Here is a 21,978-nt window from a genome sequence, read left to right as displayed (position 1 = left end):
GAGAAAAGATGCAAAAGGTTGAGAAATAGCTACATCTCCGTCCCGCTTCTTGTACAATCGCGGACCGCGAGCTAAACTGGATTACATCTATTTATGAAGGGAAAAATGGCTAACGATGAGCAGCTACTTTTTCAATCTCAGCATCAAGAAGAAATTCATCATTATCATCCTGCTCATGACGTCACTGGTCTCTGTTACGTTAGGCTATTATTCGTATACAACGAGCAAATCGCAGATTATCGACAATGTCAGCACGTCCAGCTTGTCCGTCACGCAGGTCGTGAACAGCAACTTGTCCAGCATGCAGAAATCGATCTCGGATTGGGTGACCGTCTTCATTCTCTCCTCCGTCGTACAGAAGAGTCTGCAGCAGCGTTTGTCGGAATCCGATCTGGAATCCGCCCTGTATTCCGGTCCGACCGCATCGATCATGGACCAAATGCTCATTACCGGCAGCACGGATTATATCGCCCTGTACGGGACGGCGAACGACCCTCTCTATCAAGTGGCCAAAGACGGGAGCAGCGGAGCCGGGACGTTCGATCGTATCCGCGGCAGCGCCATCTATGAAGAAACTTCGCGGCGCAACGGAGCAGCCTACTGGTATCCGCTATCGGACGAGAACAATCTGTTCATTGAATACAACACCAAAGAAAAGATCGGCATGAGCCGGATCATCCGCAGTACGCTGAACGGGGAGAAGCTGGGGTTTATCTTCGTCGGGGTCAACCATCAGACGATCCGCAACCAGTACTTGCGGAACCTGTACGACGAAGATCACGGCATCATGGTGCTCGACCAGAGCGGAACGCCGCTCATATCCGCCGGCATGGACTTCTATAGCGCCGACTTGCTGGCCATGACGAAGAACGGACGGCAGAGCGACTCCGTCATTACGACCTCCAAGGGAGAAGAACTGCTGCTGACGTACAGCAAGACGGATAGCGGCTGGATCATCCTGTATGCCGTGCCGATCGGCCTGTTAACGAAGCAATTGGATTCGATCAAATTGTTCGTCATCCTCGTGATCCTGGCGTGCATCCTCCTCAGCTTGCCGCTGAGCATGACGCTCAGCCACATTCTGTCCGCGCCCGTGAAGAAGCTGCTCATCTCGATGCGGCGCTTCCAGAACGGCCACTTCGAAGAACGGGTCGAGGTGAAGTATCAGGATGAGATCGGACTGCTCGGCCAGGGCTACAATCGGATGGTCGCGAGCATCAAGACGCTGGTGGATGAAGCGTACGTGCTTCAATTAAAGGAACGGCAAGCCGAACTCAAAGCGTTGCAGTCCCAGATTAATCCGCATTTCCTCTATAACATGCTCGATATGATCTTCTGGGAAGCCGAGCGCGCAGGCCAAGAGCATATCAGCGAGATGGTCATTACGTTGTCCCGATTATTCCGGCTTAGCTTGAACCAAGGGAAGAGCTTTACCAGCATCGGCAAAGAGAAGGAGTTCATCCAGCTGTACTTGCAGTTGCAGCAAATGCGTTTCAACGACAAGCTCACCTACCGCATCGACATTCCGGAAGAGCTCGATCATTACGTTCTCCTGAAGCTTTGCTTGCAGCCCTTCATCGAGAATGCCCTCATTCACGGCATCGAGCGCAAACGGGAAGGCGGATATGTGCATATCGACGGCTGGCTCGCGGACGGTTACGTTCACTTCACCGTTACGGACAATGGCATCGGGATGAGCGACGAGACCCTTCAGGAGATTACGAAGCTGAAGCAAGAGACCGATGTGTACACGTCGCACGAAACAGGCGGATACGCCATTCAGAACATTATTCAGCGGCTTCGTCACTACTATAACGATCAGTACAACCTGACCTACACGAGCCAACCCGGTCAAGGCACCAAAGTCGAACTGAAAATTCCCATCATGACGGAAAACCAGGAGGCAGCATATGATCCACTTAATGATCGTTGATGATGAGGAGAGAGCCCGCTACGGGGTCCGGACCTTAATCGATTGGCAGGAACATGGAATCCGGATCGTGGCGGAGGCCCGCGATGGCGTAGAAGCGTTGGAGTTGTTGAAAGAGCATCAGGTCGATATCGTGCTGACCGACATTCGGATGCCGGAAATGGACGGCTTGCGTCTCATCGAATATTTGCGGGAGCATTACCCGCATATCAAATCGATTATTATGAGCGGTTACGATGATTTCAATTACGCGAAGAAGGCGCTCACGCTGGGGGCCAGCGATTACTTATTGAAGCCGAGCCGCCGGCAGGAGATTCTCGGGACGGTGCTCAAGCTGACCGAGGAAATTTACGCGGCGAACAAGCAGCGCATGGTGATGGAGCGTCTTACGGCGGGTTTCCGGGAGAGTCTGCCTTTGCTCAAGGATAATGCGCTAAGCCGGCTCGTCGTCGCCGAGGATGTCCCCTACGGCAAGCTGCTCGGCACGTTGGAATTAAGCGGTCTATCGTTCCCTGAGCCCTACTTCGGCATCGGACGGATCCAGATCGATCAAGACGCAGCGAAGCAAAGCGAATACAGCACATTCGAGAACGAGCTGCTGAAGTACGGGCTCAAGAACATCGCCGAAGAGACCCTCTCCGTCGCGGGCACCTGCGCGGCTTTCGAGGATCAGGACGATATCGTCGTTATTCTCAACTGTGACCGGGAGCAAGAAGTCGCTCACATCCTGCCGCACATGGAACAGTTGCGAGATAACGCCAAACATTATTTGAAGCTCAGCGTCTCGATCGCGATCGGCCGGGTCGACAAGAAGATCGATCAGCTGCGCACCACTTTTCTGACGGCGACCAGCGCATTGGACACGCAATTCTTCATGGGGCCGGGCAAAATCATCAACTATGAAGAACTGCTCGACGTCGAGCCTGCCGAGTCCACCTACCCGATCGAGCTGGAGAAAATGATTCTGCACGCCGTCCTCACCGGCGAAGCGGCGACGATCCGGAGCAACATCGAGCTGTTCCGCCAGACGCTGCTGGGCGAGAAGCATTCGAAGGACCTTGTCATGAAGTTTAGCTTCTCGTTATATTTTGCCCTCTACCGCCTATGCATCGACAAAGATCTGAACGTCAACGACTTCTTCGGCCACCAGCTCGAGGAAATGACGCATAAGCTGGCGAAGTCCAACGTGGAGCATATTCATAACGAATTGCTGCAGACGGCCTTGCGCATCGGCGAGCAGCTCAATGACCGGAAACAAGGCAACAAGCTTCTCGATAACGTGCTGAACTATATCCGCGCCAACTATAACCAAGATATTAATCGCGAGATTATCGCGAATGAAGTGTTCATTACGCCGGGCTACGTCAGCTCGCTCTTCAAGCAGCATCTGAAGATGAGCTTCCTCGACTTCCTGCACCAGGTTCGCATCGAGCATGCTTGCGAGTTTCTGAAAGATCCGAGCCGGCGAATTATGGACATCGCCTTCGAGGTCGGATACAGCGACGAGAAATATTTCTTCCAGGTGTTCAAACGCTATACGGGAATGACGCCCAAGCAATTCCGAAATACAACGATGCGTTAATTTCGATATTTCCACACCTACGTCATCTTTTCTCTACTTACGACCCTATAGGCGCTTTGTTATCCTACACATAAGAACTTCATCGATAGTTCATAACACGAATTTAGGGGGACTTGGAATGTCTAAAAAGAATTGGTCGCGCCGCGTAGGTGTACCTTTGACCCTTGCAGCCGTAATGGCGTTAACCGCTTGCGGCGGCAATAGCTCCGATAACGCTTCGAATGCTGCCGGCGGCGATACAGAGAATGCGGCATCCGCGAACGCGTCAGGCAACTCGGCCGAAGCCGTCACGCTGCGGCTGTTCTCGAACCTTCCCGACCGTAAGTCCGGACAAGGGCTTGCCGAACAGATGGTCATCGATAATTATATGAAAGAAAACCCGAACGTGAAAATCGAAGTCGAAGCGCTGGCGGAGGAGCCTTTCAAGAATAAGCTCAAAGCGTATATGGCCTCCAACGAGCCGATCGACCTGACGATGGTGCACGGCGGAGCCGAGCTGAATACCCTTGTCCAGGCGGAATATGTAAAAGAGTTGAATCCTGCGGATTATGAGAGCGATACGTACAACTTCCTGCCGGGCGTCTACAAATCGTTCACGTTCAATGACAAACTATACGGACTGCCGCGTAATAGCGACTATGAAGTCATCTACTATAACAAGAAGCTGTTCGAAGACAATGGCGTCAAAGTGCCGACGACGTTCGCCGAGCTGCTCGATGCCGCGAAAGCGTTCCAAGACAAGAACATTATCCCGATGTCCATTAACGGCAAGGACCTCTGGAGCTTCGGCGGCCTCTATCAATTCATTGCCCAGCGTTATAGCGGGGACTTCAATCTCTTCCTGGACGCGGTCGACAAGAAGATCAAGCTCAGCGATGACGAGAGCTTCCTGAAAGCAGGGCAGTACATGGCTCAGCTACGCGAAACCGGATTATTCCAGGACGGCTTCATGACCGCGGACTACGGCGCATCGCAAAACCTGTTCACCCAAGGCCGGGCCGCTATGTGGTTCATGGGCTCGTGGGAAGCTGGTATGGCGACCAACGAAAGCCTGCCGGCCGAATTCCGCAGCAATCTAGGCGTCGTCGAATTCCCGATTGCCGAAGACGGCAAAGCCAAAGTAACGGATCTGCTTGCCTGGAATGGCGGCGGCTACGCGCTGGTCAACAGCTCCGAGCACCCGGAAGAAGCGAAGAAGTTCCTCGATTATCTGTTCCAAGCCAATCAGTGGGCAAAATCGGCATGGGACACAGGCGCAGCCGTTCCGGCCCAGAAGTATGAATTGACCGGTAACGAAAGCGAAACGCAGAAGAAACTTACGGACATTCTGCTGAATGCTACGTCTTCGCCGGGAGCTTTCGTCACCGACTACGGAACGCCGAAATTCAAAGATGATACGCAAAATGTATTCGGCAAGTTCTTCAGCACCAGCATGAGCGGAGAAGAACTCGTCCAAGCGCTCCAAACTGCGATTGACAATCAATAGAACGTCTACGGCTGCCGAATAATGGCAGCCGTTTTTTCTTTGTGATCGTCCATACTTGTCCCTTACTGCGCGCCTCTCCATGCAGATCCCTTCCTACGGGACCTTTTAGTTTGTGCCCATTCGTTTGCTCTTCTTGGATGGCTTGGGCACGTTTTTACCTCGAAAAATAGTAGCCTCGCTATTCTTACCTCGTTTGATCGTAGCGTTACTGTTCCGACTTCGAATGATACTAGCCGTCCCTTTATTGGCTCGAACGACTTTAACCCTGCTATTACTAGTGGCGGGAGGCACCGTAAGCGGAGTCAAAACCTCGGTTAATTGGCGATTCAAAATTTGCGTCCTGGAATTGGGCACAGTAGAGAATATATTGACGATCACGTTGCGAGACAAATTAACCGTAACCCGAACTTCATGGATGTGAAGATTAGCAAAGCCAAAACCAACCGGCAATTCGCTATTGGCGGGTATAACGAACGACTCGTTAATTAAAAGAACTTTATCACGCCAATCGACGATTTGAATCAATACGCGGCTTGGTATTGCGTTCAGATTCAGGATGAAACAGTCAATATCGCCGAATTGCCCTGTCATCCCTGGAACTCCAGGGAGCATACCCGTAGAGAAAACAGCCATTCTATCACCTCTTTCCTAAACCTATTCTATAACTGGTTGAATATACGGCCCCTGTATAATTCAAGACGGTTTGAATTGCGGACATCATTCACCTCCTTCCTCGTAATAGAGTTTATGACCAATGAGAGATTTTGCTTGGACTTATTGGCATTTGCTTGTCCTGCCCTATGCAAAACAGCGGCATTCCGGACGAGAAAATATCGCCTTGGAATGCCGCTTCGCAATAACAGGTTACGCGCCATTAATAGCTACGTTCTGGTTCCCCAGAACAAAGTTGTTCTCTCTCCAAGCTAACGTGTTCAAGATGTATCCGAGACCGTCTGCGTTATATCTCCCGGCGATCCTTTGGTAGGCCAGCAGCTCATAGACTTGGTTGGCGTCGAAATCCACGGGATACAATCCGCTTAGCGGATTCACGAACCCGCTGATAGGCTGCTTCAGCTTCCCGTTCTCATCATAGATCTCGCTTAAATAATCAGAGCCCTTGTAAGTAAGATCAATCGTATATTTCACATTGTTCGCCTTGCTAACGACCTCGACTTTGTAGTCATCCTTATAAGTAACCTCGTATTTATAGGTCTCGTTGTATAAATTAAAGTCGAACATCAACAGCGGTTTATTATTGACGAACGAATAGATATAGTGGTACATCATTCCCCCGCTGCCGCCGGAATCGATGCTGATCAAAATATCATTGATTTTGTTCCCGGTGAAGTCGCCTAGAAATAATCTTGGATTATATCCCGCGTTATCTTTAAGCGGTACATGGGTCACATGGCCGTTGGCGCCATCCCGTACGACCAGACTAATCCCCTGTATAAAAGGACTACCCTCCGTTCGGATCCCCGTGAGATAGACATAATCGGCGATTCCGTCACCGGTTACATCTCCTGTGGCAAAAGAGACAATACTTGGTTCAGTCGTAATCGCCCTATAGTAATGATACATATGATTCTCCTTTATACCGATATGATGTTCTCTACATCGTATGGGCGAATACGGAGTTTGCTACAGGTTTCGTTGTTCATTTGACAGACTAGCTTCAATGAGAATAGGGAGCAGCGCCGAGGCTGCTCCCTATTCTGGTTCAACTAAAGGTGGAATCATCTTATTAAGCTACTCCACCGCTTGCGCGGACAAATGCAGCTCCCTGTATTTCGCCGGCGTGATGCCCTCCTTCTTCCGGAACGTCGCCACGAAATGGCTGACGTCATTGAACCCGGCCAAGACGGACACCTCCTTCAGCGCCATGCTTGGATTGGTGACCATAATTTTTTTCGCTTCGCGCAGACGCAGTTGGATCAGGAACGAATACGGACTCATACCGAAGGCGTCACGGAATAGCTCGTTGAGATAGGATACGCTCATCTGTGCTTGCTCGACGATTTCCGGCAGTCCAACATGTGCCGAGCAATTATTCTCCATCCATTGCACGACCGGACGCAGCTTCTCGTAAAAATGGGACAGCGACGGCTGATCGTTGCGCATGCCGAATTTCCGCATCAGCATGAGAAGATGATACAGCTCGGTGGACGATTCCAAGCCGGAGAATTCGGGATCGCGGTCGGCCTTATGAATCATATTCCCGACGATATCCGCGAACGAGACTCTCTCCGACGTTTCCGTATACAAGGCAGACGTATTCATATCGAGCGTATCCAATATAGCGGGCGCCGCCACGCCGCCGAATGTAATGTAGACGGTAGACCATCGGTCCGATATAGGGGAATAGGAGTGAGGCGTAAACGGTGTCACCAGGATACCTTTTCCCGCTGTCAGCGAGAAACGTTCGCCTCCCCAAATCTCGAAGCTTCCTTCTCCGCTCAACGTATGAAGCCAATGATAATACGGATAGCCGTCAGGCCTGGCGAAGATCCGCTCCCACGCGCTGTAGCCAATGGTTTCAATGTACAACGGCAGGGAGCGCTCCAAAGAATTGAAGACGCATCGGATATTCTCGTCACCCCATTCCATCATCGGACCTCCTGACAGCAGCATAATTTTGGTAATCTTTCGCTAAATTTTCGACACTGTGTGTGGATTCCCTTGCTTCGCGAAACTGAAAGTTTGCTTAAAAAAGGCTCTGTCGCCTTTACAGGAAGGAACAGAGCCTTAAACCATCATACGTCTGGGATTGGATCCAATCAGTTCGTTTTGTACAGTTTCACGTTGTCGATGTTAAGCCAGTTGTTGGCGTTCGCGTTCGAATAGAAGCCGATCTGGATTTGGCCGTTCGTCACCTGAATGTTGTCAATCCGAACCTTCATCCAAGAGGATGTGCTGACCGGAAGCGACGTTTGCAGTTCAGTTCCGCCGTAATTTTTGGCATACATATACGCCGCGTTCTGCCCTCCGCTGTTCAACACCCATGCCGTCAACGAATACGTTCCGTTCGCAAGTCCGGTCTTGGTCTGATAGGTCGAAGCGGTATAAGCGGTCGCTAGCCAATGGGTCAACTTATAGTCGCCGGTAACGCCCGGCTGCTCGGTCTTAATCGCGCTCAAGTTGCTTGTCGTATTCGCCCACACCGACCAGCCTGTAGGCGTGCTTGTATAGCCGTTGGCCTCGAAGCTGCCGTTGGTGAGCAGATTCGTCGGCGAGGTTTCGCTGAACACGGACAAGGACGATAACGCATTGCCATTGAAGTCGAACAGCGTTTGGTTATCCCATGGATTGGACAGCAGCCCCGTATCGCTGTTATACGCCGCGCCTTCCGCCGTCCCCCAGTTCGCGCCCGTTACCGGAAGCCAAGCCGGTTCCCACCAGAAAATGCCTCTTCCCCGGTCATTCGGCACGTCTTCCACAATCTCTCGGAGATCGCGCATATAAGCTGCTTGACCTGCCGGCGTTGCCGGATAGCCCCCGACGCTTTCTTCCGTCGTATAGAACACGTTGCCGAGCCCGTCGCCGTCGTCCAGCGTGAAGCCGTAAGCCGTCTCGACGATCATGACATCCTTGTCGTACCGCTTGCTGATGTCATTCAGGTTATAAGACAGCTCGCCCATCGTGCCATGCCAAAACGGATAGTAGGACAAGCCGATGATGTCGAAGTCCACGCCTTCCGCGACAATGCTATCAAACCACCAGGTATACAGGCTGTTGTCGCCGCCATGGTCGAGATGCAGAATGATTTCGATATCCTCGCCCGTGGACAGCGCATCGTTCACGCCGTCAATGCCCGCCGACAGCAGCTCGCCCAATTGCGTGAAATCGTCAATGCCTCCGCCAACCTTGCCGTCGTCCCAGAGTACGCCGGCGCTCGTTTCATTGCCCATCTGCACGATGGCCGGCATCACGTTTTGAGCTTTCATCGCTGTAATGACGCTTTGGGTATAATCGTGAACAGTCGTTTTGAGCTGGGTATACGTGAGATTTTGCCAAGCCTTGGGCTTCGTCTGCGTGCCCGGATCGGCCCAGAAGTCGCTTAATTGGAAGTCAAGCATGACGCCCATCCCCTTAGCCTTCGCACGCTGCGCCAGCGCAATCGTCGTTGCCAGGTCGTTCGTGCCCCCACCGTACGGATTGCCTTGGCTGTCGTACGGGTCGACCCATAGACGGAGCCGCACATAGTTCATGCCGTTCGCGCTCAAAATTTGCAGGGCGTCCTTCTGAACGCCGCCTTCATAAAACTTACCCCCTTTTTGCTCTACCTCATGGAGCATCGACACGTCCGCTCCCCAGATGAAATCGCCGGCCGCCTCCGCCGTTCTGCTTCCGAAGGACGGAAACATGAGCGTAACCGCGACCGCCAGCATTCCACTTGCTTTCAACCATTTTTTCAAGCTTGAACAACTCCTTCTCTTAATAATGTAGGAATACATTTATTGAATCGAGAGCCTTCCCTTGGAAGTCGAACAACCCTTGGTTGGCCCAGTGATTCCCCATTGAAGCGACATCATTGCCGTAGCGCATGCCCTCTGGGCTCGCCCAGCTCGTGCCGTTCACCGGCAGCCATGCCGGCTCCCAGTACACGATTCCGAGTCCCTTGCCGTTCTCTACCGTCTTAACTGTCGTCATCAAATCCGACAAAAACTGCTTCTGCCCTTCGACCGAGGCGGGATACCCGCCTTTGCTGGCCAGTTCCTCCGTGAAAATATCAGCCCCCGAGGGACTATCGGACGTGTGCCCGTACGCCGTCTCGACGACAAGCACCTCTTTATCGTAGCGTTCGCTAATATCGTTTAGGTTGAACCGTAATTCTTCAAGGCTGCCGTGCCAAATCGGATAATAGGACAAGCCGATGATGTCATAATCGACGCCCCTTGCGGTCATCTCGTCAAACCAGGTGCGATACAGCACATTCGAGCCGCCAGCATCCAAGTGCAGGATGACCTTCATATCTCCGGCTTCTCTCGCAGCCCGAATGCCGGCGCTCAGCAGGCGCGACAGCCGGTCGAACGCAGCTTCCCACTCTGCTGCTTCTACGTCCTCGAAAGCTTTCTCTTCGAATACATACTTCGGCGTCCGACCGTCGGGCCACAGCATGCCGTTCGTCGTTTCGTTGCCGATCTGCACGAAATCCGGCTGCACGTCGCACGCCCGGCATACGGCCAACACCTCTCGCGTGTACCGGAATACTTCTTCTTCAAGCTGCTCTCCGGTTAACGATTGCCAAGACTTCGGCTTGAATTGCTTCTTCGGATCGGCCCAAAAATCGCTGTAATGAATATTGAGCATAAATTGAAGGCCCTGCTCCTTGGCCCGCTTCGCCAGCTCGATCGTCGTCTCGAGATCGTTCGTGCCGCCCAGATACGGGCTGCCCTCTTCATCGTAAGGGTTGAGCCATAGACGAAGCCGGACCGTATTCAGCCCCTTCAGCCGCAAAATATCGAACAGCTCCTTCTTCTCTCCGTCCAGAAAAAAGGCGCCTCCTTGCGTCTCGACTTCCTTCAGCATGGAAACATCCGCGCCTTTTATAAAGTGTTGGCTCATCTTGATCTTCCCTTCCTACCCTTTGTCTCCGCCGGCCGTCAGGCCGTTGATCAAATATTTTTGAAGCAGGATGTACAGCACCGCGATCGGAATCGCCACAAGCACGGAGCCTGCCGCAAACAGCGTAAACTCGTTCCTCGTCTGGTCGCTGATCATCGAATAGAGGCCGATCGCCACCGTCTTCTTCTCTTCGCTGGATATGAGCAGTCTTGGCAAAATAAAATCCATCCATGGCGCGGCAAACTGCAGCACGGCGACGAAAGTGATCATCGGCGAGGCAAGCGGCAGTATAATGCGGACGAAAATCTGCGTCCGGCTCGCCCCGTCGATCAACCCAGCCTCGTCGAAGCTCGTCGAGATGTTGTCCAGATAACCCTTGAGCAGCCATATGTTATAGGGCAGCTGCGCGGCCACGCCGACGACGACCAATCCGGTCAGACTGTCCAACAGGCCGAAGTTCAGGAACAGCATATATACCGCGATTGCAGTCAGAAAGGCAGGGAACATTTGCAGAATAAGAATGGTCAGCAGGCTCGCCCGCTTCCCCTTGAAGGTAAACCGCGAGAACGCGTATGCACCAAGCGTGGACAGCAGGACGCCGAAGAACATGTTGGCTGCCGCCACCTTCAATGTGTTCATGTACCAGAGCGGATAATTCGTCTGCTGGAACAGCTCCTTATAGTTCTGCAGCGTCGCCTGTTCCGGTATTGCCGAAGCGTTCGCTAACCCTTTCGAACTGCCGAAGGAGGAGCCGACGATCCAGATCAGCGGGTAAATGACGATCAGCGCCACGACGATCAGCTCGATATAGATCAGCACGGTTTTCAATATTGCACCAAGGTTGGTTCGCTTATGAATCATCATTAAAGCTCCTCAAACGTTTTCGATTTCCGCAGATTAATGAGCGAGAAGCTGGCCACGATCAGGAAGACGATAATGGACATGACCGCCCCCATGCTGTACAGCCGGTTATCGAGCGTCAGCTTATACAGCCACGTAATCAGCAGGTCGGTGCTGCCGGCGAAATTGTAATCTGGATTGGCCGGGCCGCCTTCGGTCAGGAAGTAGATGACGCCGAAATTGTTGAAGTTGCTCACGAACGACAACATCAAGAGCGGCGCGGTCGCCTTATACACGATCGGGAATGTAATATTCCAGAACGTCTGACCCGATGTCGCGCCGTCCATTCGGGCCGCCTCATAATAACTTTCCGAGATGGTCGTCAGCGTACCGCCGATCAGCGCCATGAAATACGGAAAACCAAGCCACAGGTTGATCAGAAGCGCCATCCCGCGGGCCAGATTCGTATTGCCGGGATCGGTAAACCAATAAATTCGCTCCGAGGTAAGACCGATATCGAGCAAGAATTGGCTGACCGGGCCGAATTGGCCGTTAAACATCGATTTGAACACGAGCGCCGAGATCATCGCCGGAACCGCCCATGGCAGGATGTAGATGCTGCGCCACAGCTTCTTGAACTTCACGGCCGAGTTATTCAGCAGCACCGCCTGGAAAAAGCCGAACAGGTATGTCGTGACCGTCGCCAGAATCGCCCATACGAACGTCCACAGCAGCACGCCCAGGAAGGTATGCATCCACGAGAACACCTGCGTCACCGTGGCGAAATTATCGAAGCCGACCCAATGGACAAGCTTCGTTGGCGGCGAGTTGTTGCGGCTATAATCGGTGAACGCGATCAGCACGCCGAACACGATCGGCAGCACGCTGACGAACAGCGTCAGCACCGCCGTCGGGGACAGCACGATGTAGGCGTACATCGTATCCCACAGCCTCTTGAAATGTTGGAGCGAGCTTTCCCTTATGCCTGTCTCGCAATATTGCCGTCTTGTTGTAACCGCGTCCCTAATGTTCCAGATGTAGAACAAGGCAAGAAGGAGAAGGAAGAGCAGCGCGATGATCCCGTTGGCCATCAGCACGATGGAATGGTCGCCGGCCGTCAGGCCGGTTAATCCCATTTTTCTCGGCTGGGTGCCCAGCGTGATCAACCCCCAGATCCCTTTCAGAAAAAAGCCGCCGTTCTCCCGGAACCGGAATCCGTCCGCAAGACTGTCGCGCGTATAGCTTCCCGTGGCCAACTCGGCTGCTGCGGCTCCGGCTCCGATCAGAAGGAAGAGTAGGCCCTTCAGATATTGCCGGTTCCAGCCCTGCCCGGCCCCCCATACAATCGCCGATAGCAATCCGGCCGCCCAAGCCGGTGACTGTTTGCTAGATAATTCGTTCATGGTCGTTTATTGGCCGAGCGCTTTCAGATTGGCGTATTCCTGTTCCGCTTTTTGCTGCGCTTCACTGACCGTCATGAGATTATCCCAAACGTTGACGATCAGCGCGTTGCCGGACGTGTACAGGTATTCCGGAATTTGCGGCGTTAAATCGGCGTTCTCCGATTGGGCGATAATGCCTGCGATATGCTCGTTTCCGTTAATGCCTTCCACGCCTTGAATTTGGTCCGACTTCAGCGCCGGAATGGCCCCCGTCGATTGGTACAGCGCGGCCGCTCCTTCGTCCGAAGCGATGAAGTTCGCGAATACGCGGGCAGCGGCGGGATACTTCGAATAGCCGGATACGACCGCAACCGAGATCCCCGTCAACGATGCGGCGGCATCGCCGGAAGCCGCCTTCGGCAGCACCGTTACGCCGTACTCGAACTTCTTATCCGCAGCGGCTTTGTCGAAGTCTTTGAATACCCAAGGTCCGGTAATGACATACGGCGTCTGGCCTTTGACGAATTCATTCTCGATCGAATCCCATGTAGCGTCCGCCGAGTTGACGTCCCATATGGAGCGAAGCGACTTGTAATACTCCAGTCCCTTCGTAAGCGACTCGGAGTTGAAATTCGGCTTATCCAGATCGTTGTCTTCATACAGATGCCAGCCGAGCGAGGATAGCACCGGATACGCGTAATAGAGCTGTCCGGCCAGGAAGCGAATCGTCCAACGGTTCGCGCTGCTGTCGTTATATTGATCCGCAAGCGCCACCACTTCTTCCCATGTCGATGCCGGTTTGTCGCTGCCGGTCAGCTCCTTAAGCAGCGTCTTATTGTAGAAGAGCGCGATCGATTCCGTCGAGATCGGCACGCCGTACATCTGATCGTCCTTACTGACTACCTCGATGAACGTGTCCGGAACCCGCTCCTTGAGCGACTGCTCATACTGGCCGATCGGGGCGGCCGTCGCGTTGTCGATCGCTTGAGCCAGCTTGTCGTAGTTAGCCATGAAGACGTCCGCGCCTTTGCCCGCTTCGCCGTCGAGCGACATCCGCTCCACGCTCTCCACCTTCGCAACGACTTCGTACTCTACGTTCACCTGCGGATGTTTCACCTTGAACGCTTCGACGAGCGCTTTGCCATATGCCTCCGTTTCCACCCAGATCTTAAGCGGCTGCTCGCCGGAAGCAATCTCCGGCTCCATGACATAATCGTTCGCCGCCGCATCCCATTGCAGACCGCCTTCCTCTTCCGCGTTCACCTGTGACGTTGTGGACGACGGCGCCGCATCATTCGTATTGTTGGTCCCATTACTAGTGTCGTTGCCGCAGCCGGACACCGCCAGCATGGAGACAAGTGACATCGCAACGCCGATCGCTCCGATTTTCTTCACGTGAATCCCCCCGTTTTTATTTGAAGTTTAACCAAACTTTTCCTTCTCAAAATGAATTATAAAACGTTTTCAAATGAGAATATATATAATAAACGGAGGGCATGGAGTATAAGAATCTTATGGCGCGAATTGGAAGATCCGTATGCCGCAACTAAGATTTAAACACGAAAAAAGCTTAACTTTTGCAGTCAGCAAAGTTAAGCTCTCTTTCATTTATGTATCCATTTTAGGTTAGACGGCCGAAAGAATTTCGCTGTGTTCGGCAACATGCTCATAGAGATCGGGAATCTCCGTTCCCGCGAATATAAACTTTAGATCGATTTCATCGGCGAGCCTTTTAAACAGCTCGAATATCTCAACGTCTATGACTTGAATATCATCGATGATAATCACGGAAAGTTGCTTTTTAATAAGCTCTAATCTCAGGATATCCAAATAAGAGTCTACGGAGGCACTTTTAATGAAAGGCACCTCTAGCGAGTATAGTAACCCAAGCAAGATCATTCTAGGGGATTTCGCAATTGACTGAGGCAGATGCATATAGAATGCCGACTTGTGCTCTTGACAGTATCTTCTCAAAAAATAGGTCTTCCCGGTTCCGGACGCAATCGAGAAGAAACAAAAGACTTTGTCTTGCTCTCGTAAAAAAAGCGAGAGCTCGGTACTTACTTTCTCGTAATTTAGCAGCTCCATGATCGTTCCTCCAAGGACATTCGTCCATATAAAACTATCATGGCCACAAGTTTATCTTTTTAGACATGGAGAGATTAACGAGACGGCCTCCTATTAATCGGTTTGCTTTCGCTTTCTGTACATGGAAGGGGTCTCTCCGAAGACCTCCCGGAACTTGCGGGTAAAATGGATCGCGCAATCGAATCCGACGTCCGAGGCGATCTCCGATACCTGCCGGTTGGTCCCTGACAAGAGCTGCGCTGCTTTATCCAGACGGAACTTGCACAGCGTGTTCAAGATGGAATCCCCGACCTGCTCCTTAAATAGATGGGATAACCGTGAAGTAGACATACAATGCTTTCTGGCGAGCTCCGGCAGACTGACTTTTTGCGCATAGCATAACTGAAGCTCCCGTAAGAGAGCGGCAATTCTCGGATCCATCGTGACCGAGCTTTCCGACCCGCACGTTTGCTGAATATAGATCAGCGTCTCCTCGAGAGCGAGTTCAGACAATCGGCGATGGAGCCCGGAGCTCCCTGCAGGCAGGTCATGTCTGACCATCCGCGTCAGCGAGTCTTGAATGGAATGACGCAGCCGTTCATCTTCGATCTGCGTCATGAAGAAACGCGCTTCGGTTCCAGGCAACCTCAGCCAAGTGCTCCATTCCGGATCCGGAATAAAATGGACCCATAGAAACTCCCAAGCCTCCCCTTTCGTCCCGTAATGATGAGGGATCCCCGGCATAAGCAGAACGACATCGCCTGCCGCGCACGTCACGGCCTGATTTTGCTTCTGAATCTGGCCTTCCCCTGAGACGGTATACATCAGCAGCCAATCCTTGCTCCCAGAAGGACGATGAATGGCATATTCGGACGATTCCTTATAATGACCGGCAATTAGAATCCCATAGGGACGTTCGGTATACATAGCATAATCAGTTGGTTTCTTAGCCATATCATCACTACCTCGAATGATCTATAATGCCCTAAAATAAAGGAATAACTTCATTCGAACCTTCAATCCAAACAGTAGAAATCATCGCAATGAACATAACACAAGGAGGACATTCGAGCAATGACTAAAGTCTCGATGCTGAATCTTAGCGAAGCTGGCGAAGTCGAAATTCGTCCAGGGAAAATGGGAGCCAATGGCGGAACAAATTCGCAAGGGGAATCCTTTGGTTTCACCAATTACTATATGACCCGTAACCACGAGCCTTTTATCCCCGTTGTCGGCGAGTTTCACTTCTCCCGCTTCTCATATCTGGGATGGGAGGAAGAACTGCTCAAGATGAAAGCCGGCGGCGTGAATATCGTAGCCACCTATATCTTCTGGAATTTCCACGAGGAGGAAGAAGGCGTATTCGACTGGAGCGGCAGCCGCAATTTGCGCCATTTCATCGATCTCTGCGCGAAACTGGAGTACCCGCTCATTCTGCGCATCGGTCCGTTCTGTCATGGTGAAGTTCGCAATGGCGGCATTCCGGACTGGGTATTCGCCAAGCCGATCGAGATTCGTTCCAACGACCCTGCTTATTTGAAGCTTGCCAGAAGATTGTACCGCCAGATCGCATCGCAGATGCGAGGCAGCCTTTATCAGGAAGGCGGTCCAGTCGTTGCGATCCAATTGGAGAACGAATTTATGCACTGCGGCGCCCCCAACGATGCGTGGGGCTATAAGACGGGCAAATTCATATCCTCCGGAACCGGCGGCAATGCGCATCTGGCTGAATTACGCCGGATTGCGGAAGAGTCCGGCATCCTGCCCTTATTCTTCACCGCTACCGCTTGGGGCGGAGCCGCGGTCCCGGAAGAAGGCTTCCTCCCCATGCTGGCCGGTTATGCCTATACGCCATGGATTCCGAACCAGCCGCCGAGCCGCGAATTCATCTATCGGGATTTGCATGCCATTCCAGCAGAACCGGTCAACTACGATACCCGCGATTATCCGGTTGCCTACTGCGAGATGGCCGGGGGCATGCAGGTCAGCTATAATGCGCGGCCTTTGGTCCCCGCAAACAGCGTAGAAGCGATGGCGCTCGTGAAGCTTGCCAGCGGCAGTAATCTGATCGGCTATTATATGTATCACGGAGGCTCCAACCCTGTAGGCAAAAAAGGATACCTGAACGAACAGTTCCTGCCGAAGATCACCTACGACTATCAGTCGCCTCTCGGCGAATTCGGGCGTATCGGCGAATCCTATGATCGGATCCGTACGCTATCCATGTTCCTGGAATCGTTCGGTACTGCTCTTGCTCCCATGACGACCATTCTGCCGGATGGCCAATCGGATCTCGAGGCAACGGATACGGATTCGTTACGTTGGTGCGTAAGACACAAAGACGGTGCGGGCTTCGTGTTCCTGAACAATTTCCAGGATCATGTGGACATGCCGGATCGTCCTTTCCGCATTGAGCTGGAGACAAGCCGCGGTTCCGTCGCGTTCCCTGCGGAGGGTGAAGCAATACTGCCCGCCAACATGGGGGTTGTCCTGCCGTTCCATCTTGATCTTCACGGCGTGTCCCTGATTAGCGCAACCGCGCAGCCGCTTACTCAAGTGCAAGCGAATGGCGAGCATGTCATCTTCTTCTACGCTCACGCAGGCTTGACACCTGAATATGTCGTCGCCAAGTCCGCGCTCTCCCAGTTGGAGACGGAGGCGGGACAAGTGGGCGAATTTGATGACCATTATGTGATTCATCCGGTAGTCGGCAAGAACAACGGTGTTGCGTTCCGAACCGCAGACGGTAAGCGCGTTCGCTTCCTTATGCTGTCTCGCGAAGAAGCGCTCCAGACCTATCGTTTTGACCTGTGGGGCCAACAAACGGTTGTCATTAGCGATTGCCCGGTAATTGCGCAACAGGGTCAGCTGGTATGCACCTCCCCTGGCAGCAGCGCCTTGTCCGTATCCTTGTTCCCGGCACCGGCAACGGAGCTTCGGACGAATACCGGACAACCTGTACCGTTCGAAACAGCTGGCCTATTCCAAGATTACAAGTTCGAGCTTGCATCCTATACGCCACAGCTCACGATTACGAAGCCTTCGGACAAAACGGCGCTTCTGCAATTCGCGGGCGACTGGCCGGCGCACGTGGAAGATGTGTGGCTCGAAATTGACTACGACGGCGATGTCGCCGAAGCTTTCCTAGATGGTACACTTCTGACTGACCACATTCATTACGGCAAAACGTGGAGCATCGGCCTTAAAAACTTCTACACGAAGCTGGAACAGGCAACGCTCCATCTGCGTATTACGCCGCTGCGCAAAGGGACCGTCCACACATTCGTCAATCAGGCACAGGTGGAGCGGTTCGAAGGCGTCGAGATCGCCGTCTTCCACCGCATCGAAGCCATTCCGCATTATCGGGTGTCGCTTGCGCCTGCGGCACGGAGATAATTGTCGCGTGAAATTTAAGTTTTAGACGGACCATAAAAATGAAACAGCGGCGGACCAAGACTTTGAAAGTAAAGTCTTCGTTCTGCCGCTGTTTTTGTGTAATCATCGGATGTCAATCCAAATTGATGTGTATGGTTATCCCGCTATTATTCGCTACAGCGTGAAAAAACTCCTCGGTTAATTCGGTTTTAAGCACGCCTACTCGTGTTGACGGCATATCCAAACGAGCCTCGTTACGACGAAGTCTCGGTTAGAGAGAAAGACACGAAGCTCTTCAAAGGCTTCAGTCGTGTTGCGAATGAACGAATAGTAGCCGTTTTTCACCATGTCTGCGATGGCGAGAGCATCCTTTTTGTCGCTCTTCGATGGCGTATTGTCGCGGTTTTCCTTGTTCTTTTTCACGAGATGAAGATTAACAAGGACGACCTCCGCACGAGCGACATGTGTAAGTTGTGCGATGTCGATTCCGACGACCAGATGGTTCATTTTGTTTGTACTGGGCTTTAAACTTCATAACAGAGCGTCCTCCTTGATGATGGGATTTTAAGGTCTATGCCCCGTTACGTACTCCCATCGTACCGAGGCGCTTTTCTTCTTGCAAAGCTCGTAATTTACACTCTACAGGAAGGCTAAAGTGAGTCTGAGTGAGGAAACTGAATCATTTCGAGGAAGCTTAATGCTGAGTATACTTTTCGAGATCATTTATCCACCCAAGCTACTTCATCGGTGCTTAGCTATCCTTCCCACTCTCTCGCTGACCAGAAAGAGGACGAAGTAAATGGGGACTGAATAGAGTATGTTCCAATGAACCGTCCGATAGAACCCGAGCCATATAAAAATTAACTCGCCTACTGTACTAACGATCGTAAAAATTAGCGCTTTCCAGTACACAGACAGTTTCGGTTTAACTTGAATGAGCATCATAATTAGTATCGGGAGCAGACAAAAATCCCACGGTACATAGCTTGGAATCGTTGGTATGGCCAGTCCCGTATAATACCACAGACCAAAAACAACCCCATTAAAATCAAACCACGAAGAAATGATGAGCGCTATAAATCCCGCAAGGAGTAATTGTCCGCGCATTTTCTTATCATGATAGCGAGCCCAAAGCACCCACGGAATAATAGCAAAGCCCCATGAGAGCCAAAAATCCCAATGAAAAAGCGTATTTTCTTTCCAGTATTCAAAATAATTTTTATTGATTTCCGCTGTTTTTTCGAAAAATTTACCGACCTCGTTTAACTTTTTAGAATCCTGTATAGGTTTAATTTCCATTAGACGGCTCCACCTCAATTACAAAAATGCACTTCTACATGTTTACTATTTCCTAAAATGTCTTATGGAACACTTTTCCCTGCCCCATAGTTGAGAAAGCGGCAGCCGATCGTTGACCGGCTGCCGCTGTTGAATGTTGAGCTATAGTTCCTCGTTTAGCTTAAACCCGAATGTAATGGATGTATAAGCGATGGTGGCAACTTAGTAAAAGCATCAACCTTGGCTGCGTTGAGTTGAGCTTGGGTAAGAAAGATACTCTTGGAAAGGTCAGCACCTCTCAGGTCAGCGTCCCGAAAATCTGCGCCGATAAGATCAGATCCACTTAGGTCGCTACCTCTAAGGTCAGCAGCAATAAGGTATGCCCCGCGTAAGTTGACTCCTCTAAGATCTATTCTTCTAAGATCGGCTCCAATAAGGTCGGCTCCCCTACCAATGGTCTTTTGACGCCCTGACCTAGCTTTTTGTTCCGGAAGGATCGTATTCCTGCTACGGGCCTCGGATCGCACAAGTTCACTAGTTTTCAGGAGTAGCGTGTTGACGGAAGCCCGGTGTTTAGCGATGTCCAGCTCCATGAGCGAGCTAACTCCAAGGTATGTAAGGCCTTCTGTCTCATCAAGCATGGAGCGGAGCTCAGCGTATATAGGTCCGGCCGGTTTTAATGTGAGCGCTTCCTCAAGATACCAAAGTAATTCATGGAGCTGCATCATGATTATGAACACTTTGAACATCGCGTCTGCGGAATCAGAGCTGTTCCGCCAATCTTGTCCAGCGAAGCTGACTTGAGAAACCTTTTGCCCCGCGCCAAAGCAGTCAAAAGCAATACATCCTTTAAGACCTCGTTTACTGAGGCTATTGTGAACACCACAGCGAAAGTCTGGTTGCAGGTTAAGGCAGGGTTCGCCCGCCTCTTTGTCGATTGGGAAACCTTCCGATGCTGAGAAAAATAATGCGACACAGCACAATCCGAAACATTTTTCGCAATCAGCGCGAAGGTTATTACGACTCGAGTCGCATAACGAATTTGGTTGATTAGACACTATGTGCACTTCCTTTAATTCAATATTACTTACTTCCCTCTAATAGTATCTATTAATTCCAATATTCGTTCAACTATACCGCCCGTTTCCTTAATCAAAAAGGAGTATCTGCCGCGGTGGCAAACTCCTCCCTGGATCATTGAACTAAAGTTCTCCGTTAGCTCAATCCCCTGGCCATAACGGGACCAGTTAAACAAAAGAAATGAATGCATCATGTCGATAATAAAAAATGAATGCATTGAACAAATCATTCAAGTTACAGTCTGCTCGTTGCTGCGCCGCGTTGCTCACCACATCTTGTATATCACTAATGTTTAAAACATGGATCAACCCGTTTTCGATAGCAAACTGTGGTGCTTCTTCATCATATTCTAGATCATCCAAATTCAAAATTGCAGAGGGACTATCTAAGTTCCAATCTTCGTTTTCCGGAAGAAATAAAGAATCCGCCCAAGAATAATTATGAGGATCACCTAGGACATCTTTAAGTGTAATTAGTTTACTCATAGTTTAATTTCTCCAAATGATGTATTTATCCGGACCTTTACTTCAATGAAAATGGCTATTGATCACTAGCTGGCTGCCACGTTTCTTATTCTACTAACGTTCCCAGTAAGACTAAGAGAAAGTTTGTTATTAACACTCCCCTTGAAAAATATAAGGTGATGAGGATTTCAGCAACCTTTCTACCCCATCCCTATGATAAGGCATTAAGTTATTAGCAGTATTAATGTCTACCCACTTTACCTCTATGATTTCATTCTTGTCTTCAATGCTGATTTCTCCTGCAATGACTTTTGCATGAAAGGTCATAAATATTGCATGATGTCCATCACTCCCATGGCTTGGGAAAAACGCCTCATTAACCGCTAGAATACTCCCTACCTCAATCACTAAACCAGTTTCTTCTTTTGTTTCCCTAATAATAGCCTGCTCTAATGTTTCACCTATTTCAACTGCACCGCCAGGAAGAGACCATCCCTCGCCTTTGTTACTAACCATTAATACCTTTTTTTCGGCTTCGTCATAAATCAATGCATATACAACATCCATTCTCTTCATTCTTCAACCACCTCCTTGGAAAGTTTAAGTTATAACGTAGGTTCGGTACTAAGTGAATTAGATACTTATTGAATCCCTAGCCTAAATGACACCTGTTAATTGTACCCATTTTTTTACAGGATTGTCGCATTACTCTGCCCGATAGCTCAACGACAGAAGGAGCAGCTGCGCGGCTGAACTGCACCCGTCAAGTAGACAGTACAAATAATAAATTTTAGGCGGCCTCGGTCTGTATTCCATTGGACTGAGGCTGTTTAATTTGGCTTGTAATCGGACGTGGTTATAAAAGTGGATGATCACGATTAAGCAATATACCCAAGTTCTTGTCATTCACTAATAACATGAACTTGGGT

General features: G+C 51.0%; 19 protein-coding genes and 1 pseudogene. 4 read left to right on the top strand and 16 right to left on the bottom strand.

All coding sequences use genetic code 11. The features are described 5' to 3' along the window. Positions 1-115 precede the first annotated feature (115 nt). The 3 genes from FHS18_RS21860 (at position 116) to FHS18_RS21850 (ending at position 4,998) form a co-directional block, all read left to right on the top strand. A complete protein-coding gene (locus tag FHS18_RS21860) occupies positions 116-1,933 on the top strand; it encodes a sensor histidine kinase (protein ID WP_183602499.1) in 1,818 nt (605 codons plus the stop codon). Next, on the top strand, positions 1,911-3,512 hold the full coding sequence (locus FHS18_RS21855; RefSeq protein ID WP_183602498.1) for a response regulator: 1,602 nt from the start codon (positions 1,911-1,913) through the stop codon (positions 3,510-3,512). Before FHS18_RS21860 ends, FHS18_RS21855 begins: the two co-directional genes overlap by 23 nt. A gap of 118 nt (positions 3,513-3,630) precedes the next feature. After that, positions 3,631-4,998 (top strand): ABC transporter substrate-binding protein, encoded by a 1,368-nt coding sequence (locus tag FHS18_RS21850; protein WP_183602497.1) that lies wholly within the window; start codon positions 3,631-3,633, stop codon positions 4,996-4,998. A gap of 105 nt (positions 4,999-5,103) precedes the next feature. Here the strand turns inward: FHS18_RS21850 and FHS18_RS21845 are convergent, their stop codons facing one another. From FHS18_RS21845 to FHS18_RS21800, 10 genes are all read right to left on the bottom strand, one after another. Beyond that, positions 5,104-5,631, bottom strand: coding sequence for a hypothetical protein (locus tag FHS18_RS21845; RefSeq protein ID WP_183602496.1), 528 nt, complete (start codon positions 5,629-5,631; stop codon positions 5,104-5,106). Between the two features lie 231 nt (positions 5,632-5,862). Further along, positions 5,863-6,579: a VCBS repeat-containing protein gene (locus tag FHS18_RS21840; protein WP_183602495.1), complete on the bottom strand. Its 717-nt coding sequence runs from the start codon at positions 6,577-6,579 to the stop codon at positions 5,863-5,865. 168 nt (positions 6,580-6,747) lie between these two features. Next, complete coding sequence (locus FHS18_RS21835; RefSeq protein ID WP_246427828.1) at positions 6,748-7,608, bottom strand: AraC family transcriptional regulator; 861 nt, start codon at positions 7,606-7,608, stop codon at positions 6,748-6,750. Positions 7,609-7,775: 167 nt separating this feature from the next. After that, positions 7,776-9,413, bottom strand: a complete 1,638-nt coding sequence (locus FHS18_RS21830; RefSeq protein ID WP_246427827.1) for a glycoside hydrolase family 53 protein — start codon at positions 9,411-9,413, stop codon at positions 7,776-7,778. Between the two features lie 19 nt (positions 9,414-9,432). Beyond that, positions 9,433-10,563 carry a glycoside hydrolase family 53 protein gene (locus tag FHS18_RS21825; protein ID WP_183602494.1) on the bottom strand — a complete coding sequence of 377 codons (1,131 nt, stop codon included), beginning with the start codon at positions 10,561-10,563 and terminating at the stop codon, positions 9,433-9,435. A gap of 15 nt (positions 10,564-10,578) precedes the next feature. Next, positions 10,579-11,427 (bottom strand): sugar ABC transporter permease, encoded by an 849-nt coding sequence (locus FHS18_RS21820; RefSeq protein WP_183602493.1) that lies wholly within the window; start codon positions 11,425-11,427, stop codon positions 10,579-10,581. After that, positions 11,427-12,806: a carbohydrate ABC transporter permease gene (locus FHS18_RS21815; RefSeq protein ID WP_183602492.1), complete on the bottom strand. Its 1,380-nt coding sequence runs from the start codon at positions 12,804-12,806 to the stop codon at positions 11,427-11,429. Before FHS18_RS21815 ends, FHS18_RS21820 begins: the two co-directional genes overlap by 1 nt. A gap of 6 nt (positions 12,807-12,812) precedes the next feature. After that, positions 12,813-14,180, bottom strand: a complete 1,368-nt coding sequence (locus FHS18_RS21810) for an extracellular solute-binding protein (RefSeq protein ID WP_183602491.1) — start codon at positions 14,178-14,180, stop codon at positions 12,813-12,815. 231 nt (positions 14,181-14,411) lie between these two features. Beyond that, entirely contained in the window at positions 14,412-14,873 is a 462-nt protein-coding gene (locus FHS18_RS21805) for an AAA family ATPase (RefSeq protein ID WP_183602490.1), read from the bottom strand. A gap of 93 nt (positions 14,874-14,966) precedes the next feature. Next, positions 14,967-15,806 carry a helix-turn-helix domain-containing protein gene (locus FHS18_RS21800; protein ID WP_183602489.1) on the bottom strand — a complete coding sequence of 280 codons (840 nt, stop codon included), beginning with the start codon at positions 15,804-15,806 and terminating at the stop codon, positions 14,967-14,969. Between the two features lie 120 nt (positions 15,807-15,926). Between FHS18_RS21800 and FHS18_RS21795 the strand changes: the two genes are divergently transcribed. Continuing rightward, the gene (locus FHS18_RS21795; RefSeq protein ID WP_183602488.1) at positions 15,927-18,248 is read left to right on the top strand and encodes a beta-galactosidase; all 2,322 of its coding nucleotides are present in this window, start codon (positions 15,927-15,929) and stop codon (positions 18,246-18,248) included. Between the two features lie 112 nt (positions 18,249-18,360). Here FHS18_RS21795 and FHS18_RS35250 read toward each other — a convergent pair whose 3' ends face one another. The 6 genes and pseudogenes from FHS18_RS35250 to FHS18_RS21765 form a co-directional block, all read right to left on the bottom strand. Next, entirely contained in the window at positions 18,361-18,465 is a 105-nt protein-coding gene (locus FHS18_RS35250) for a hypothetical protein (RefSeq protein ID WP_183602487.1), read from the bottom strand. 5 nt (positions 18,466-18,470) lie between these two features. Beyond that, positions 18,471-18,762, bottom strand: a pseudogene (locus FHS18_RS21785) (IS110 family transposase); the annotation flags it as partial. A 206-nt stretch (positions 18,763-18,968) separates the two neighbouring features. Continuing rightward, entirely contained in the window at positions 18,969-19,526 is a 558-nt protein-coding gene (locus FHS18_RS21780) for a CBO0543 family protein (RefSeq protein WP_183602486.1), read from the bottom strand. A 155-nt stretch (positions 19,527-19,681) separates the two neighbouring features. Then, positions 19,682-20,566: a pentapeptide repeat-containing protein gene (locus FHS18_RS21775; protein ID WP_183602636.1), complete on the bottom strand. Its 885-nt coding sequence runs from the start codon at positions 20,564-20,566 to the stop codon at positions 19,682-19,684. Positions 20,567-20,752: 186 nt separating this feature from the next. Beyond that, positions 20,753-21,070 carry a DUF7716 domain-containing protein gene (locus FHS18_RS21770; protein ID WP_183602485.1) on the bottom strand — a complete coding sequence of 106 codons (318 nt, stop codon included), beginning with the start codon at positions 21,068-21,070 and terminating at the stop codon, positions 20,753-20,755. Positions 21,071-21,199: 129 nt separating this feature from the next. Further along, the gene (locus FHS18_RS21765; protein ID WP_183602484.1) at positions 21,200-21,625 is read right to left on the bottom strand and encodes an NUDIX hydrolase; all 426 of its coding nucleotides are present in this window, start codon (positions 21,623-21,625) and stop codon (positions 21,200-21,202) included. Positions 21,626-21,978: the final 353 nt, after the last annotated feature.

Origin of the sequence: Paenibacillus phyllosphaerae (genome assembly GCF_014192105.1) — a bacterium.
Lineage (GTDB): Bacteria > Bacillota > Bacilli > Paenibacillales > Paenibacillaceae > Paenibacillus_Z > Paenibacillus_Z phyllosphaerae.
Note: the sequence above shows the minus strand (reverse complement) of the source record. Positions and strands in the feature narration are given on the sequence as shown.